Raw genomic sequence first — 16791 nt, 5'->3', positions numbered from 1 at the left:
GCGCCGGGAACCAGCCGTATGAAGAAAACGCAGGGCTGCGGCCGGCTCGGGCGGGCCTGACGACAGATGGAGCTCTCGCCTGTCGGTTTGATCGTCTGCGCCGCAGTTCTGCTGACGGCGATTTATTACCGGGCGCCTTTGATCGTAGGCCTTATCGCATCGCTGGCTTTCGGTTCGACAGCCTTGATGATGCTCAGTTCGCTGGGCGGGTCGTCGCCGCTAATCTATACCTTCTTCGGCGCCCTCATGTTGACGGGGGTCGCCGCCAGGAGGCGGATCTGGCAGGACCTTGGCAATGTGTTCGGCAAGATCCGGGCCATCTGGGTGCTCTCTGGCCTCATGTTTTATGCCGTGGCCGGCGCGTGGCTTTTCCCGCGTCTGTTTGCAGGACAGACCAGCGCTTTCGTCCAGTCCAAGACGCGCCACGGTGTCGTCATAGAGGCCTCACTCGAGCCGGTCTCGTCCAACATCTCGCAAACCGGATATTTCATTCTTGGCGGCCTCATCGTCATCGCCCTCTGTATCCTGCTCCTGAACAAGAACAGGATGGACGAGATCCGTCGAGGTTTCTTCATCTGGTGCGTACTCCACGTCACCATGGGAATGCTCGATGTGGTGGGCAAGGTCGCGGGAACGGGGGACCTTCTGCAGGTGATCCGGACTGCCAGCTACGCGATGCTCACAGACCAGGTCCAGGCTGGCTTCTTCCGCATTGCCGGAGCCTATTCCGAAGCGTCGGCCTTCGGCGCCGTCTCCCTGGCGTGCTTGTCGTTCTGCTATGTCTACTGGCGCAAGACAGGCTCCCGGCTGGCCCGCTGGCTGTCTGGGATACTGCTGGTCCTGCTGCTTCTTTGTACGTCGTCGACAGCCTATGTCGGCTTGGCCGTGCTGAGCGTTCCCGTTGCTTTTTCCCTTGCTCGTTCATTTCTGGCCGGTCGCGTCACTGCTGACGAAATCCTGATCGTCACCCTGCTAACGGCCGGGGTCTGCGCGGTAATGGCAATCATCCTCTACAACGAACGAATCCTCGATCCGGTAATTGAGCTCATCGACTCGACCGTCATCAACAAGGGCAGCACAGACTCCGGCCATGAACGGGCTTACTGGAATATCAAGAGCCTCCAGTCCTTTGCCGACACCAGTGGCCTGGGCGTCGGGTTCGGCAGCTCGCGCGCTTCCAGTTGGCCGATTGCCGTGATCTCGCAACTCGGTTTAGTCGGCAGTCTGATGATGGCGACGCTTCTGGCCGTGGTGATCCGCGGGCTTGGAGGATTGAGGTCTTACGTTGATGGCGAAACCGAAGCGGTGGTCTCCTCCGTCCGGGCATGCGCCTTGGCTGGCATGGTTGCCGCGTCCATTTCGGGCGGGACCGCGGACCCGGGCATCGTTTTCTTCGTCGCTCTTGCCGTCGTCGTCGCCACCAGGGTCAGCGCCCGCAGGAACAGGCATGTCTTCGCGCGGCAGTCGCACGGATACCAGAAATCCCCAGAATTGATCGACGACCCAGCTGCCGCCAGGCGCGGGACGACATCCGTGCAGTGGCCGGCGTCCAACTGGGAGGATCCCATCGACCGCGAATTCATCAGCCTGTCGGACATTACATGCTTCCTGAGGCTGTACACGCGCTCCATCGTAGGTTGCTTGGCCGTGGGCATCCTTGCCGCGGGCTTCTATGTCGTCACCACTGACCGAATCTACAGGGCGAGCACCCAAATTCTTATCGAGCCGAACCTTTCCAAGCTCCTCCAGCAGCAGTCGGGCGAAGGAAACCCGTCCCTGGATAGGGCGCAGATCGAAAGTCGGATCGCTCTCATGAGGTCGGAAAAGACGGCTATGATGGTTATAGACCGCCTCAACCTGCGGGACGACGCGACGTTCAATCAGCCGCAAAGTCTTACCTTGGCCGAACGATTTGACCAATTCGGCGCGCTCGTCCTGCAAACGCTAGGCTTCCGAACAGGTGAAGATGCCGTCGCGTCCAAAGGCAAAAGAAAACCGGCTTGGGACGGCGGTGACAGCACAAAATCCGAGGTTGCGGAATTTGAGCGCAGCCGCCGTACGATGCAGGCTTTTCAGAGCGGACTGGACATGCGTCGGGTGGGTGGCTCTTACGCGATCGAAATCTCTTTTAGCTCCCGTGATCCCGAACTGTCCGCCAGGATAGCCAACGCCACCGCGAATGCCCTCGTGCTCGAGCAACTGGGGACCAAGGGAGCGGTGGCGCATAAGGATGGCGTATGGCTCGACCAGCGTCTGGGGGAGTTGCGGAGCCAAATGAACAATGCCACGCGGATCGCTCAGGAATTCCGCGCCCGGCACGACTACAGCGTCGCCAGACCGGCGAGCGTTGCGCCGGCCGAAGGCAACGGGCCCAATACGCGGGGTTCGGGCGGGGAGACCCAGGAGCGCACGCTCCAAGAACTCGATCTCACCGCGGACATTTACCGCAAGATGTACCGCGACTTCTTGCAGGCCCATACAAGCTCGCTCAACCAGGAGACGTTTCCGATTGCCGACCTGCGGGTCATCACACCCGCCTCGCGACCACTATCGGCCAGCTATCCGCGGCGCGAGCTGGTAGTAGTTTTCGGCGCTCTCTTGGGCATGATGGTCGGGGTGGGCCTGGCCTTCATCCGCAGCATGTTCGACAAGACCATTCGTTCGCCGCGGCAAGTCCGCGAGGAGCTCGGGCTGGAATGCGTTGGCGAGCTGCCGCCGTTCGGCCGGAAAGGGCACAGCGGTCCGATGGAAGAGGTGACAAGCGCTCCATACTCGCCATTCAGCCATAGCCTCAGGCGGGTCAAGACCGCGATCGGCCTCGCCGACACGGACCGTCCGATGAAATGGATCGGCATTACCTCAACGTCGGCTGGCGATGACAAATGCTCGGCGGCAATCAACCTCGCTTCGCTCTATTCGATGTGCGGGCAGCGGGTGTTGCTTGTCGACGCGGACGTCGCCCACCCGGAGCTGGCCAAGCTGCTGTTGGCGGTATCGCCTGCCCCTCGCGGGCGGGCAGCGGGCCTTGTCGCGTCAAACATAGTAGCTGTGCCGAACCGGCAGTTCGACATGCTTCTATGCTCGTCCTCCGACGCCACTGAACTGCTTGTTCCGGGGACGATGCGCACCGTCCTTCAAGGATTGGAATCGTACGATACTGTCATCATAGCTCTTCCGTCATTCACTTCGGGATCCAAATTGGCGGCCAGCTCGGTTCTCGATGGCGTCATCCTGGTCGCCAGATGGGGCAGAACCTCCACGGACGTGCTGAAGGAACTCGTCCGGTCGCTCCATGCGAGCAGGGCGCCGATAACCGGCGTATTGATCACGGGGGCTCCGACACGATCGCGAAAGCATCTGGCTGCCTACGGATTGCCCTCGGCAAGCCGGCCTTTCCTCAGCAGGCTGCCACTCTTGATTGCACGAATCGGCAATGCGGCTAGGAACCCCATTCGTACGGCTTAGGGTTAAGCCCCGGTGCGGGTACTCCTTTTGCCGTTCTTGCGAACAAAGCCCGCTTGCTGAGAGAGTGCCGTGACAAGCAGCAGGCGCCGGCCACCGTATCGGGACGACAGCACGGGAGTTTGCCCTTGGATCCTCTCGGCGGTCGGCTGGAATGGGGGTGTCGATGTGACTGCTTCGCACTCGTTTGGATAAATCTCATAAGAAATACACGAAAAGCGCACAAAATGTCGATTAATGGGATGGCACGCTCAATCGACCGAAGAAGGTCGAAGTTACGAATTATCTTTGCTGTAGCGACCTTTGTTTTTGTCGCTTTGATAGGCGGCGTTGTATTTTACAACAAACTGCCTCAGCCGGCGGATGGGGCGAAGAGTACAAAAATCTGGCACTCATTGACCTGGAGATTACAGCTCTATACGCGCAAGGCATTAGGGGGAGTTCCAGACCTGTCCTGGCGCGAGCTTCTCCAGATGACGAACCCTTCGAGCGGGTTCGTTTTGACGACAACGGTCACGGAAGGGCGCTCCCTAGATGCCGCAGTTAGCAATCCTTTTGTCAGTGCGGAGGATCGGGCCAGCGGCGCCGAAATATTTCAAAGGAACTGCGCGGCCTGCCACGATGGATCGGGAGCACACGCTCCGCTTCTCGATCGGCCACTCAGACACGGCGACAGCGACCTGGCCATTTACAAGGTCGTGCGCGACGGTATTCCCGCCACGTCCATGGCGCCCCACGCTGATCTGTCGTTCGACGACCGTTGGAGGATTGTAGCTTATATCAGATCGCTTCAGGCCAAAACTTCGGCCACGAGCGACGAAATCGCGTTTCACCTTGATGTCAACGTGAAGGGCGACGATCTGCTTGCTCCGAATTCGGGCCAATGGTTGACCTATTCGGGTTCGTTGGACGGTTGGCGCTATTCACCGCTTTCCGAAATCACCAAGGAAAATGTGTCCCGGCTTCGTGCCCGCTGGATTAGCCAGTTCGACACCGACGACCGGCTTGTGGAGGCCACACCGCTCGTCGTAGGCGGAACGCTCTTCACCAGCGTTCCTCCCGCCAGCATCGTTGCCTACGACACAAAATCAGGCAAGGTGATCTGGAAGTACGAACGGCCTTTGCCCGATAACCTGCCCATGTGCTGTGGCCGGGTAAACAGAGGCCTTGCCGTTCTCGGCAACGTGCTCTTTCTGGGCACCTTGGATGGCGTCCTGGTCGCTGTGGACGCCAACCACGGGAAGGAGATCTGGGAAACCGAGGTAGCCAAGGCCTCCGAAGGTTTCACAATGACCGGGGCGCCTCTGATCGCGAACAATGCCGTCGTAGTCGGCGTTGCCGGCGGCGAGTTCGGCATTCGCGGATTTCTGGCGGCTTATGATTCCGCGAGCGGCAAACAACTGTGGAAATTCAATACCATCCCGGGTCCCGGCGAGCCGGGGCACGAGACGTGGAAGAACGACGCCTGGCGAACCGGCGGCGGCCCAACATGGGTGACGGGCAGCTACGACCCTTCCCTTGATCTCTTATACTGGGGCGTGGGCAATCCGAGTCCTGACTACAATGGCGACGTACGCCCCGGCGACAATTTGTACACCAACAGCGTAATCGCGCTGCGCGCGAGTACCGGGAAGCTCGTATGGCACTTCCAGTTCTCGCCACATGATGAGCGGGACTGGGATTCAAATCAGTCCCCTATCCTTGCCGAACTCACGATCAACGGCGTCAACCGCAAGGTGATCTGCTGGGCCAACAGGAATGGATTTTACTATGTGCTCGATAGGGGCACGGGCGAATTCCTGACCGGCGTAAACTTTGTTGAGCAGAACTGGGCCGATGGCCTGGATCACGCGGGGCGGCCGATCTTATCCGCGGGCGCTTCGACGGCGGGACGCCTCATACGGCCAGGCGGCGGTGGAACGAACTGGCAAAATCCGGCCTTCGACCAAGATCAAGGGCTGGTCTTCGTGCCGACCACCGAAGGGGCCTCGATTTTCACGAAGACCGATCCGGACAACGTCCAACGAGGGGTGGAGGGATTGTTTGTTGCAAGCGGGGCAGCGTGGGTCACTCCGCCCGTGCCGGCCGTGCGTGCGCTCGATGCCGCGACCGGCAAGAGGAGGTGGGAATTCCGTTCCCCCACGGCAAAGGACTCAGGTTACAGCGGTCTGCTCGCGACTGCGGGCGGACTTGTCTTCGGCGCCTCCGGAGGGGTGTTGTTCGCGCTCGACTCCGCCACCGGACAAGAGCTTTGGCACATGCCGGTAGGCGGAGAAACAAGGGCAGCTCCGATCTCGTTTGCCGTGGACGGTCGGCAGGTCATAGCGATCGCAGCCGGTCGGGCACTGTTTGCCTTCGGACTGTAGGACCGCCGCGCAGGGTCCCCTGAGGGAACACCCCAAAGGAGAAGGCGCGCACCATCCAAAAGAACTAATCGGCGGCCAGGCTTCGTCCAACAGGGCATTGCGACCGCCTATTGGCGTTCTCGCCCAGCCCTTTCAGCCTCAGTAGGCTCTGCGCGATCAATACCCAGCTTGCGAAGAGATGCGCTATGAAAGTCATGGTAACTGGCCATCAGGGCTACATCGGCTCGGTGATGGTGCCGATGCTGCTCCGCGCGGGGCATTCGGTGACGGGTTACGACAGTGATCTATACCGGCGTTGTACTTTTGCTTCGGGTGGCGAGCGGGCCTTCGTTCCCACCATCCAAAAAGACGTCAGGGACGTGCATGCGCGCGACCTCGAAGGGTTCGATGCGGTCATCCACCTGGCGGCTCTTTCCAACGACCCGCTGTCCGATCTCGATCCGGACATCACCTACGAGATCAACCACAAGGGCAGCGCCCGCTTTGCAAAGGCCGCCAAGGAGGCCGGCGTGTCGCGGTTCCTATTCGCATCATCGTGCAGCAATTACGGACAGGCCGGAGAGGCGATGGTCGACGAAACGGGCGATCTGAACCCCGTCACGCCCTATGGGTGGTCCAAGGTGCTCGCAGAGCGGGATATTTCCGAACTGGCCGACGGCAGCTTCTCGCCCACCCATTTCCGGCCCGCCACGGCCTATGGCCTGTCGCCTCGGCTCCGCTTCGACATCGTGCTGAACAATCTCGTCGCCTGGGCAGTAACGAAAGGGGTGATCCTCCTGAAGTCCGACGGGACACCCTGGCGGCCGATCGTCCACATCGAAGACATTTCCAGGGCATTCATCGCCGGACTCGAAGCACCACGCGAGACAGTCCACAACGAAGCCTTCAATGTGGGATGCACGCAGCACAATTACAGGATCCGCGACATAGCCGAAATCGTCGCCGACGTCGTGCCGGGCTGCCGGCTCGAATTCGCGTCCGACGCCGGACCCGACAAGCGATCCTACCGCGTCAACTTCGACAAGATTGCGCGCACCCTTCCTGCCTTCAAGCCGCAATGGGATGCACGCAGGGGGGCAGAGCAGCTTTACCAGGCCTACCGAAAGTCGAATGTCACTATCGAGGAATTCGAGGGACCGCGCTTCCAGCGTATAGGCCATATCAGGCATCTTCTAGCCAACGGACTTCTGGATGCGTGTATGCGGGTCGCGGAAGCCTCGAGAACACTGGAGGCGGCAGCAGGATAGCCGGGGATGGAGCACGTGAACCCCGCCGCGACCTGCCCGCCGCCGGCCTCCATTGGCGTCGGCCAGGGAATTTACGCCTTGGCCGAACAGCTGTTCCCAATTTGCAGGAGCATCACCGGAGACGGCGTGCGACAGACTCTGGATATCCTGTCACGGCATGTCGATTTGGAGCGGCACGAGGTGCCTACAGGGACGCAGGTGCTCGACTGGACTGTTCCGAGGGAATGGAATATCCGCTCGGCTAGCATCACAGGACCGGACGGGCAGACGGTCGTGGATTTTGCAAGCTCCAACCTGCATGTCGTCAACTACAGCGTGCCCTTCAAGGGCATCCTGCCGCTCGACGAATTGAGAGCTCACATCCATACTCTGCCCGAACAGCCGCAGGTGATCCCCTATCGCACCTCCTATTACGCTCCGGCTTGGGGTTTCTGCATGGCTCACGACTTGCTGGCCCGGATGCCCGACGGTTTCTACCGGGTGGAGATCGATACCGAACTCGAGGACGGCAGCCTGACTTATGGCGAATACCTGCACCGCGGGCGGACGGATCGGGAATTCCTTCTCTCGGCGCACATCTGCCATCCGTCGCTGGCCAACGACAATTGCTCGGGCCTAGCCCTGCTGGCGACTCTTGCAAGAAGCCTGAAGACAAGGCAAACACGCTACAGCTACCGCTTCTTGTTTGCCCCCGCCACGATCGGCTCGATCACGTGGCTGTCCCGCAACGAGGACCGGGTACATCTCATCGACCACGGCCTGGTGCTATCATGCGTGGGCGACGCCGCAAGCCCGACATACAAGCGCAGCCGCCGCGGTGACGCCTTCATCGACCGCGCCATGGCGCACGTGCTCGGGCGGGAAGCCGGGGCTAGGCTGACGGACTTCTCCCCTTACGGCTACGATGAGAGGCAGTATTGTTCGCCAGGCTTCAATCTTCCGGTCGGCATGTTCCAGCGCGGCGTCCACGGCATTTTCCCAGAGTACCACACGTCGGCCGATAATCTCGATTTCATCGGGCCGGAGCACCTGGAGGACTCCTTCCGCATCCTGACGGACGTCATCGACATCGTAGAAGAGGACTGGACTCCGTTGAACCTTTCTCCCAAAGGCGAACCGCAGCTCGGCAGGCGCGGTCTCTACGCAGCCCTGGGAGGGCAGAAGTCTTCGGGGGCAACATCGATATCCTTGCTTTGGGTGCTCAATCTCGCCGACGGCCGGCATTCGCTTCTCGCGATGGCGGAGCGCTCGGGCCTGCCGTTCATGGAACTGGCGACCGCGGCAAGATTGCTGTTGGATCATGGTCTGTTGGCTGAGGCCGCAACTAAGGCGGTTCGCTAGAGCAGTGTGGAACCGTTTCTGTCCCGCGTCACAACTGCGCTAGCAGTTCTTCGGCGTCTTCAATAGCGGCCAGTTCATATCCCTTTCCGATATCGCGGTCGGCATCAAGGGCCAGTTTATCGAAAAGACTGGGTCGTTGTAGCGCACACCCGTTGATGCGTGGGGCGTATAGAACTGCGATATGAGGTAGGAGACCTCGACGTCGTCTGTCAGGGTTTGGAGCCCGTGGGCGAAGCCGGCCGGAATGTAAACCTGCTTCATGGTTTCGGCCGTCAGTTCGAAGCCCAGCCAATCGAAGCGTGTCGGCGAGTTCGGACGCAAGTCCACGACCACATCGAAGATCGCGCCTCGGACACAGGAGACGAGCTTCACCTCTGTGTATGGCTCCTCCTGATAATGCAGCCCTCGGAGGGTTCCTCTTCTGACCGAACGCGCCCTGCTGTGCTGGACAAAGCGCGTCGCCAGCCCGCAATCGGCCATCTCTTTTTCGCAGAAGAGACGGGTGAACGAACCGCGGTCGTCAATCACGGGCGTCGGTTCGATCAGCCAGACACCCTTCAGCTCCGTTTCGGTAAACCGCATGTTGCCCCTGAACCATCGGTGACCGGGCAATGACCGGCGGTCCGATTGTCGGCACGGGGTGTGCGGGCTGGAAGGTCTACCTAAGCCTTAGGCGGCCTCTCCGATTGCGGTATGCCGGGGGACCGCATTACCCATTCGGCGGTCCGCCGGCGTCATCGACGCCTGCCGTTTCCCTATAAGAATTAAGGCGGCCAACGGATTGGCAAATCGAACCCGGGGGCACCCCGTTCTAACCTGCATTGAAACGGAAGCGCTCTCCACGGACGCGCGGCGGTTTCGCCTTCAGGCCATCGCGCGGCCGTTTTTTCGAAGCAACGCGACAGGAGTACGGAATGAATATTCAGGCTGCCGAAATTGTTCCCGACCCTAATACGGCACGCCGGAATGTCGGTTGCAGGCTCTGCGGATCGCGCCTGCGCCACACACTGGTCGACCTTGGCATGTCGCCGCCTTGCGAGAGCTTCCTGCAGGCCGACCAACTCGACCAGATGGAACTCTACTATCCGCTCAACGTCCTAGTCTGCGAGAACTGCTATTTGGCCCAGCTCAAGGAGTATGTGAGCCCCGAGACTATCTTCGGCGAATACGCCTACTTCTCTTCCTTCTCGACCAGCTGGGTGGCCCACGCGAAAGCCTTTTGCGAAGCGATTACGAAGCGACTTGGACTTTGCGCCGACAGCTTTGCGGTGGAACTCGCAAGCAATGACGGTTACCTGCTGCAGCACTTCCTGCCGCTCGGCATTCCGGTGCTCGGTGTCGAGCCGGCAGCCAATGTCGCGCGCGCGGCGGTCGAGAAGGGCGTGCCCACACGGGTCGACTTCTTCGGGGTGCGGCTGGCGCGTCAGATGGTGGCCGAGGGACTGCTCGCCGATCTTATTATTGGCAACAACGTCCTGGCGCAGGTGCCCGATCTCAACGACTTCGTCGCGGGAATGAAAATCTTGCTCAAACCGGAGGGCGTGATCACCCTCGAGTTCCCGCACATTGAACGGCTGATGGCCGAAAACCAATTCGACACCATTTACCACGAGCATTTTTCATATTTCTCACTTCTGACGATCGACCTGATGGCGGCCCGCCACGAGTTGCGGCTGATCGACGTCGAGGAACTGCCCACCCATGGCGGGTCGCTCCGCGTCTATCTCGCCAACGAGGGCAGCAACTGGGTCACCGATGACCGGGTCGCCGAACTCCTCGACAGAGAAAAGCGGCACGGGTTGACGCAAATGACGACCTACACCTCCTTCGGTTACAAGGCGCAACGCGCCAAACGCGATCTCCTGGCGTTTCTGATCTCGGCCAAAAGCGAAGGCAAGAAAATCTGCGGCTACGGCGCGCCCGGCAAGGGCAACACGCTGCTCAATTACTGCGCCATCGGCACTGACTTCCTGGACTTCACGGTCGACCGCAATCCCTACAAGCAGGGCCGTTTCACACCGGGCATGCATATCCCGATCAAACCTATTGAGGCGATCGAACAAGCCAAGCCGGATTACATCTTGATCCTTCCGTGGAACCTGAAGGACGAGATCATCAAGCAGTTGCACCACGTTGCCGCCTGGGGCGCGAAGTTCGTGGTACCGATTCCTTTCGTAATAGTAATTGATCCATCGGAGTTAGCGAGATGAAAGTCGTCCTTTTCTGCGGCGGGCGCGGGACCCGGATACGCGACTATTCCGACAGCATACCGAAGCCGATGATTCCGCTCGGCCACCAGCCGATCCTGCGCCACGTCATGCAATGGTACAGCGATTACGGGCATGACGACTTCGTCCTGTGCCTGGGCTACAAGGCCAACGTCATCAAGGATTTCTTCCTGAACACTCGGCCGCAGACCTTTTCCGACTGCGTGGTCTCTCGGGGTGGCCAGGAGGTGCAACTGCTCGGTGACACGGTCAAGGACTGGAGCATTACCCTGCTCGACACCGGCATCTGGCGCAACATCGGAGAGCGCCTGTGGGCCGCCAGGGATCATGTCAGGAACGAAAAGATGTTCCTGGCCAACTACTCCGACGGCCTGACCAATGTCGACCTTGACGACGTGATTGCGAAGTTTGAGGCCAGCGGCAAGATCGGCTGTTTCCTCGCCGTGCGCGCGCCCCTGACGTACCATTTGGCCGACATCGCGGAAGATGGGCGCGTGCGCGAGTTCCGCACGACCGACACCGCCGAGATATGGATCAATGGCGGCTACTTCGTATTCCGTACCGAAATCTTCGACTATATGCGCGACGGCGAGGAACTCGTACTCGAGCCCTTCAGGCGCCTGATCGACGACAATATGCTCATGGCATATAAGCACGAGGGATTCTGGCGTTCGATGGATACGCTGCGTGATTGGCAGTCGCTCGAAGACATGGTCGAAAAGGGCGACATGCCCTGGAACAGGAAGATCACCGCCGAGAAGAACAGGCGCAACAGGGTCTTGGCCGCATCATGAAGGGGCTTGGCCTCGCTCGTCGCGGGGAGGAACTGTCGATCCTCTGCCTTGGCGCCCATTCGGACGACATAGAGATCGGCGCGGGAGGCACGATACTCGGCCTGATCGCGTCGGGGATGAAACTGGACGTGCACTGGTGCGTGCTGAGCGCGGACGGCCAACGGTCGGCGGAAGCCAGGGCTTCGGCCGCGGCTTTCCTCGAAGGATCGCGCTCGTCCAGGGTCGATATTGCGGATTTCGAAGACAGCTACTTCCCCGCCCATAGCCGATCGATAAAGCAGTGGCTGCTGGATGTGAGATCACGGGTTCATCCCGACGTAGTGTTAACCCACGCAAGGTTTGACGCCCATCAGGACCATAGGGAGGTCAATCAACTGACCTGGAGCGTCTTCCGCGACCACCTTGTGCTCGAATATGAGATCCCAAAATGGGATGGCGACCTTGGCCAGCCCAATGCTTACGTGCCGCTCACGGCCGACGTGTTGGAACGCAAGATCCAACTCCTCCACGAGCACTTCGGGACGCAGCGCTCCAAGGATTGGTTCGATCGCGAGACATTCGTTGGGCTTGCGAGATTGCGCGGAATGGAATGCCGCGCTGCCGACCATTTCGCAGAGGCCTTCACGCTCCGGAAGGCCACAATTTTGTAAAAACAGAGCGGTGGATCATAAAGTGAAAGGGCTTTGAACTCGCTTGAGATCTGCTAGCAAACTCGCCAATCGCACTCGGCGGACAGACTTAAAAAGGCCGCGCGGACGCGACTGTGCAAGCTAGGGCCTTTTGCGATGCGCTCTCAGGGGAATGTGATCAAGGTGAGGAAACTTGCTCCTGGATTTTCGCTCAGCAAGGTTCGGATCGGAACGATCGAGGGCGGAGAATCCGGGTTTTTGGTGTGGAAATCCAACCATCTGGTTGCCGTCCTTACCCAGATCGACGAGGAGGCGTACTCCACGAAAGGCAAATGGTTCCTTGAGACAGGGTTCGGGCTGCTAACCGGGCAGCACAAGAATTTCGACACGATTGAGGAAGCCGTCATATGGGTGGGGAGACACACCTTCCCGCGGCCCCTTCCCGTTGCGGCGGATTGATAGGCGGATCCGAGGGGACAAGCTGGCCCGCGCTTTCCGGCCCGAGTGGCAGTGATGCGTTTGTCAGGTGCGCCCAACTGAGTGAGATCCTGATCCTCAGACGAGCGAGAAGGCGGCGTTCACAGCGTCAAGATGTCGCCGCGAGGCGTGTTTCCAGTTGCCTCTTGGTCGTATTGTTCGCGGTTTGAGAATTCTCTGGGTCCGTAACTGTTTCAACTCGTTCGTCGCCATTGTTGAAGCGGCGGAAGACGACCTGGGAGGGACGGCCTACCAGAAAACGGCTCGTCCCCGACTCGAGGGCCCGCGCATACACTGCTAATGCATCATCGACGGCCTCTATGGTCTTCATGAGGGCCGCGTCGTCGTGGGTGAAGCTGACGACGAGAGACGGCAGGAGCACCCCACGCCTGATCGTTTCCTGCAGGAACAGGGAGCGATATGCCTGCGACGGTTTACCGTTGGGGTCGAGCGTGGCATAGCTCAGGCAGCAGGCACGGCCGACGACCTTGAAGTGACCATCCACGCCACGCCGTTTGGCGGCCTCTTCGATCCCTTCCCTTAATTTCGTTCCCTGACGATACAGGTGTTCGACGACCGGCTCGCTCTGGTAAGTCCGCATGGTCGCGATCGCCGCCGCAAGCGCATGGGTCTCCGCGCCGTGCGTGGTGGACAGCAGAAACACCCTTGGGCGGTCCGTATGCTCAAGGCCGCCGAGCCGCATGTATTCGCGTTTGCCCGCGAGGGCGGAGACCGAAAAGCCGTTCCCAAGCGCCTTGCCGAATGCCGACAGGTCCGGTTCGATGCCATAGAGCCTCTGCGCCCCGGCCGCATGCCACCTGAACCCGGTGATCATCTCGTCGAGGATGAGCAGCGCGCCCTTTTCCCGACAGAGACCCTGGACTTGATGCAGGAAACCGTCCTTCGGATCGTCGCCGCGGGAAGGCTCGAGGATCAGGGCGGCCAGCTTGCCGGGGTATCTGTCGAACAGGTCCCTTACGGAAGCGATGTCGTTGTATCGGAAAGTGACGGTCAGGTTTCGGGTCGCCTCTGGAATTCCGGCATTCATCGGCGTTGTCCCGATGAACCAATCGTCGGTCGAAAAGAAAGGGTGGTCGGCGCAGCAAGCAACGAGATCGCGGCCCGTGTAGGCGCGGGCAAGGCGGACCGCTCCCGAAGTCGCGTCCGATCCGTCCTTGCAGAACTTCACCATCTCAGCGCCGATGAGCTCCAAGAACGTCTCGGCGCAGCCGACCTCGATTTTGGCGGGCCGCGTGAAATTGGAGCCGCCGTGGAGGGCCGCCTCTACCGCTCTGAGCACGGTCGGGTAGGCATGCCCCAGCCCGACCGAACGGTTGCCCATGCCGTATTCGATGTACTCGTTCCCGTCGACGTCCCAGACATGGCATCCCAAACCACGCTCGATGAAGCCCGGCGCCAGGACGGGATACTGGTCCTCGCCTTTTGCGTATGTATGGCTGCCGCCCGGGATCAGCTCGCGGCCGCGTTCCTGCAGGCGGATGGATTTGCGAAAACGAAGGCTTTGCTCAGACATGCCGACCACTCCGTTCCGGCACGAAGTCTACATGCTCGGCTCAGGATTTCGCGTTCTCCATAAGGTCATCGGTTAGCACTTTGGGGGATAGCGGGCGGGCACGAGCCTAGCTTTGCGCGATGCAACAGCTTTTCAGGGATGGTTAGACCAAGATTATCGCCGCCGATCTGGGGCGGCTCCCAACAAATGATCCACAGAAAACAAAAAACGGCCCGCTGGATTCACCAGGGGCCGTCTTGCCGCTTGCGATCACTCTTCAGTCACAGCTCCGTCCGCGAAGAGGTCGTTGACCTTGTAGGCAACTTCCGTGCGGTTGGTCGCTTTCAGCTTCTTCATGATGTTTCGAATATGGACCTTCACGGTGCTTTCGCGCAGGTTAAGTTCGTAGGCGATGATCTTGTTCGCCTTGCCACGCCGGAGCGCCTGGGCGACCTCAGCCTGCCTGAGCGTGAACATGCCCGTCAGAGGCCGCGTGTCGCAGTTGCCTGAATCAATCAGGTGCCGCATGGACAGGACACTGCTCGCCGGGACGAAGATGCCTCCTGCCGCGGCAAGGTTGATCGCCTCGACGCAAACGTCGATCGCGACCGAGGTCGGAATATAGCCGCGTGCGCCGCATTCGAGAGCCGCCAGTATCTGTGCAAGGTCCTCGGTGTCGGCCAGGATAACAACAGGGACTGACTTGAATTCGGACGAAATATGCCTGATCTCGTCCGCGATGTCATGATCGGTGACCTTCCGGCCGCCAACGTTGAAGAGTATGGCGGCGAGAGGAGGGGCCGATGCCTTCTTCACGTGCCATTCTTCGATCGAACCCATCGCGACAACCGCCATTCCGAGTTCGTGATCCTCAAGGGCCGATCCGAGACATTCGCGATCAAGGGCCCTTCCATCCAGGATAAGGAGGCATTGCCTGCCTGCTTGCTCGTGGACATTCTCCATCCCCCTCAAGGGGATCCCCAACTGATTTGTCGAAGTGTAGTTTTGCGATCCTACTGTAGAACTCATACTAGCACCGCCCTTTCCACAACACAGCTCGCCTTGCGGCGGCTAACCAAAGCCTCCCTCAATCTTTGGAACGTGAAAGTTTGATTCCCAACCCGATAAAGGCCTCAAGCTGGATCACCCAGTTTGGAGCCTTGATCAGTTTTTCTGCTGCCCCTACCCAGAACAACTTTGTCAGTTTATGGTCTGTTTATAAGCAGTCTCTAATCTAAGTTAATTTTCAGTAAATTTTTGGGCCATCGAAAAGACCGGAGCCTCGCTGCGATCCGCCGCACGGATAGGAAGCATCTCCATGGCACGATCCTGATATCCGACGCCCCGAGCTTTGGGTTCGAGCGCTATCTGGTGGATCTGCCATAGCATGTGGAGCGCTTCCCCTTTAGGCGGAAGTAGATTCGCTTGCATCTTCTGACAACGGCACATGTTACCTTCACAAGCTTCGTTGACGGCCTGTGTTGCCAGATCGAACGTCGGGGATACTTGCGCCTGCTGAACGCTTGCGCATCCTGTCCGCGGACAGGATAGGAGGTGTCATTACCGCGCAGTGGCTCCCCTATTGCCTTCGGGCGGCGAACACGCCGTCAGGTCTGTTGCAGTCAAGTTCGATGTCGCGCTCTCGGCAGACTGACCATGGAAGAGGTCATCGGGCTCTTATTGGCGCTGATGAAGACTTGGAGAGGCAGAAGGCGGAGATCACCGGGCGTGTGGCGTTGGCGCCCACTGACGTGCCCGATCTGCATCCCAATATCGCCACTCTCTACCGCAAGCGGGTCGAGCAACTCACGCAAGCGCTCGACGATCACGAGGATGGACGGCCGGCAGCCGAGGCGCTGCGCTCGTTGATCGGAGAGATCGTCCTCACGCCCGGCGACAAGCGCGGTGAGGTCCATGCCGAACTACGCGGCGAATTGTCAGGCATCCTCGAATTCGCCAAACCCGACCAAAATTAAAAAACCTGACGCTGTTATGACAAAGGGGTTGCGGGTCCCCGCAACCAAATACAAAGAGCCCGCCTCGCTGGGGCTCTTTGTATTTGCTGCGAGAGCCGGCGATTTTAACCTGCATCAGGGGCCCGCAACGAGGCAAAGCCGACGCCGCGGGACAAAAAGCAAAACCCTGTCCCCCTAACAAATACAAGAACAGCCCGCCTCGCGCGGGCGTCTTTGTTTTTTGCCCCGCGCTTCTTTCCAACTCGACTCGGCGGGGCTTTGCAGCGATGGTCGCTCGGCGCCCGCGCGCCATACATTCGGCCGCGGCACTGACGTAAGAGGAGTGGAAGATGCGGGAGGCGCTGATCGTATGGGGCGGCTGGGAGGGCCACGAGCCCGAAGCTGGCGCTCGTGTTGTCAAGGCGATGCTCGAGGAAGAAGGCTTTGCCGTGCGTGTCGAGAACACGACCGCGGTCTTCGCCGACCCGGCGATCGCCGAACTCAGCCTTATCGTGCCGATCTACACGATGTCCAAGCTAACCAAGGCGGAAGAAGCCAACCTGACGAAAGCGGTCGAAAACGGCGTCGGCCTTAGTGGCTATCATGGAGGCATGGGCGACGCGTTTCGCGAATCGCCCGACTATCAATTCATGTGCGGCGGGCAATGGGTCGCGCATCCAGGCAACATCATCGACTACAATGTAAAGGTGACGCGGCGCGACGACCCGGTCATGCAAGGCATCGACGATTTCCCCTACCGCTCCGAACAATATTACATG

Annotated in this window: 13 protein-coding genes (1 of these 13 cut by a window edge); 10 read left to right on the top strand and 3 right to left on the bottom strand. The window is 59.8% G+C overall.

What is annotated here, in order from left to right:
• Nucleotides 1–66 precede the first annotated feature (66 nt).
• The 4 genes from ACVMIM_RS32375 to ACVMIM_RS32360 all read left to right on the top strand — a co-directional run bounded on the left by ACVMIM_RS32375 (nt 67) and on the right by ACVMIM_RS32360 (nt 8416).
• Nucleotides 67–3465: a GNVR domain-containing protein gene (locus tag ACVMIM_RS32375; protein ID WP_476117017.1), complete on the top strand. Its 3399-nt coding sequence runs from the start codon at nt 67–69 to the stop codon at nt 3463–3465.
• Between the two features lie 224 nt (nt 3466–3689).
• Nucleotides 3690–5828 (top strand): outer membrane protein assembly factor BamB family protein, encoded by a 2139-nt coding sequence (locus ACVMIM_RS32370; protein WP_476117015.1) that lies wholly within the window; start codon nt 3690–3692, stop codon nt 5826–5828.
• Nucleotides 5829–6013: 185 nt separating this feature from the next.
• On the top strand, nt 6014–7075 hold the full coding sequence (locus ACVMIM_RS32365; RefSeq protein WP_476117449.1) for an NAD-dependent epimerase/dehydratase family protein: 1062 nt from the start codon (nt 6014–6016) through the stop codon (nt 7073–7075).
• 6 nt (nt 7076–7081) lie between these two features.
• On the top strand, nt 7082–8416 hold the full coding sequence (locus tag ACVMIM_RS32360; protein WP_476117014.1) for a DUF4910 domain-containing protein: 1335 nt from the start codon (nt 7082–7084) through the stop codon (nt 8414–8416).
• 39 nt (nt 8417–8455) lie between these two features.
• On the opposite strand, the gene rfbC is transcribed toward ACVMIM_RS32360, so the two are convergent.
• Nucleotides 8456–8998, bottom strand: a complete 543-nt coding sequence (gene rfbC / locus ACVMIM_RS32355; protein WP_278052246.1) for a dTDP-4-dehydrorhamnose 3,5-epimerase — start codon at nt 8996–8998, stop codon at nt 8456–8458.
• A gap of 332 nt (nt 8999–9330) precedes the next feature.
• Here rfbC and ACVMIM_RS32350 point away from each other — a divergent pair, with 332 nt between their 5' ends.
• The 4 genes from ACVMIM_RS32350 to ACVMIM_RS32335 all read left to right on the top strand — a co-directional run bounded on the left by ACVMIM_RS32350 (nt 9331) and on the right by ACVMIM_RS32335 (nt 12526).
• Nucleotides 9331–10626, top strand: a complete 1296-nt coding sequence (locus ACVMIM_RS32350) for a methyltransferase domain-containing protein (protein ID WP_476117013.1) — start codon at nt 9331–9333, stop codon at nt 10624–10626.
• Nucleotides 10623–11438, top strand: coding sequence for a sugar phosphate nucleotidyltransferase (locus ACVMIM_RS32345; RefSeq protein ID WP_278052244.1), 816 nt, complete (start codon nt 10623–10625; stop codon nt 11436–11438). The genes ACVMIM_RS32350 and ACVMIM_RS32345 overlap by 4 nt, the downstream gene beginning before the upstream one ends.
• Nucleotides 11435–12088: a PIG-L deacetylase family protein gene (locus tag ACVMIM_RS32340; RefSeq protein ID WP_476117012.1), complete on the top strand. Its 654-nt coding sequence runs from the start codon at nt 11435–11437 to the stop codon at nt 12086–12088. Before ACVMIM_RS32345 ends, ACVMIM_RS32340 begins: the two co-directional genes overlap by 4 nt.
• A 162-nt stretch (nt 12089–12250) precedes the next feature.
• Entirely contained in the window at nt 12251–12526 is a 276-nt protein-coding gene (locus ACVMIM_RS32335) for a hypothetical protein (RefSeq protein ID WP_476117010.1), read from the top strand.
• Nucleotides 12527–12653: 127 nt separating this feature from the next.
• Here the strand turns inward: ACVMIM_RS32335 and ACVMIM_RS32330 are convergent, their stop codons facing one another.
• Together ACVMIM_RS32330 and ACVMIM_RS32325 are read right to left on the bottom strand one after the other, a co-directional pair.
• On the bottom strand, nt 12654–14078 hold the full coding sequence (locus ACVMIM_RS32330; RefSeq protein WP_476117008.1) for a glutamate-1-semialdehyde 2,1-aminomutase: 1425 nt from the start codon (nt 14076–14078) through the stop codon (nt 12654–12656).
• Nucleotides 14079–14327: 249 nt separating this feature from the next.
• On the bottom strand, nt 14328–15086 hold the full coding sequence (locus tag ACVMIM_RS32325) for a LuxR C-terminal-related transcriptional regulator (RefSeq protein ID WP_442920275.1): 759 nt from the start codon (nt 15084–15086) through the stop codon (nt 14328–14330).
• Between the two features lie 668 nt (nt 15087–15754).
• On the opposite strand from ACVMIM_RS32325, the gene ACVMIM_RS32320 reads away from it, so the two are divergent.
• Both ACVMIM_RS32320 and ACVMIM_RS32315 read left to right on the top strand, forming a co-directional pair.
• Entirely contained in the window at nt 15755–16033 is a 279-nt protein-coding gene (locus tag ACVMIM_RS32320) for a hypothetical protein (RefSeq protein ID WP_476117006.1), read from the top strand.
• 329 nt (nt 16034–16362) lie between these two features.
• On the top strand, nt 16363–16791 hold the 5' portion of the coding sequence (locus ACVMIM_RS32315; protein ID WP_476117004.1) for a ThuA domain-containing protein. Its footprint extends 213 nt past the window's final position; 429 of the gene's 642 nt are visible here — the first part of the coding sequence; it begins with the start codon at nt 16363–16365; its stop codon lies off the right edge, out of view.

Source organism: Mesorhizobium sp. USDA 4413 (assembly GCF_056280365.1).
Note: the sequence above shows the minus strand (reverse complement) of the source record. Positions and strands in the feature narration are given on the sequence as shown.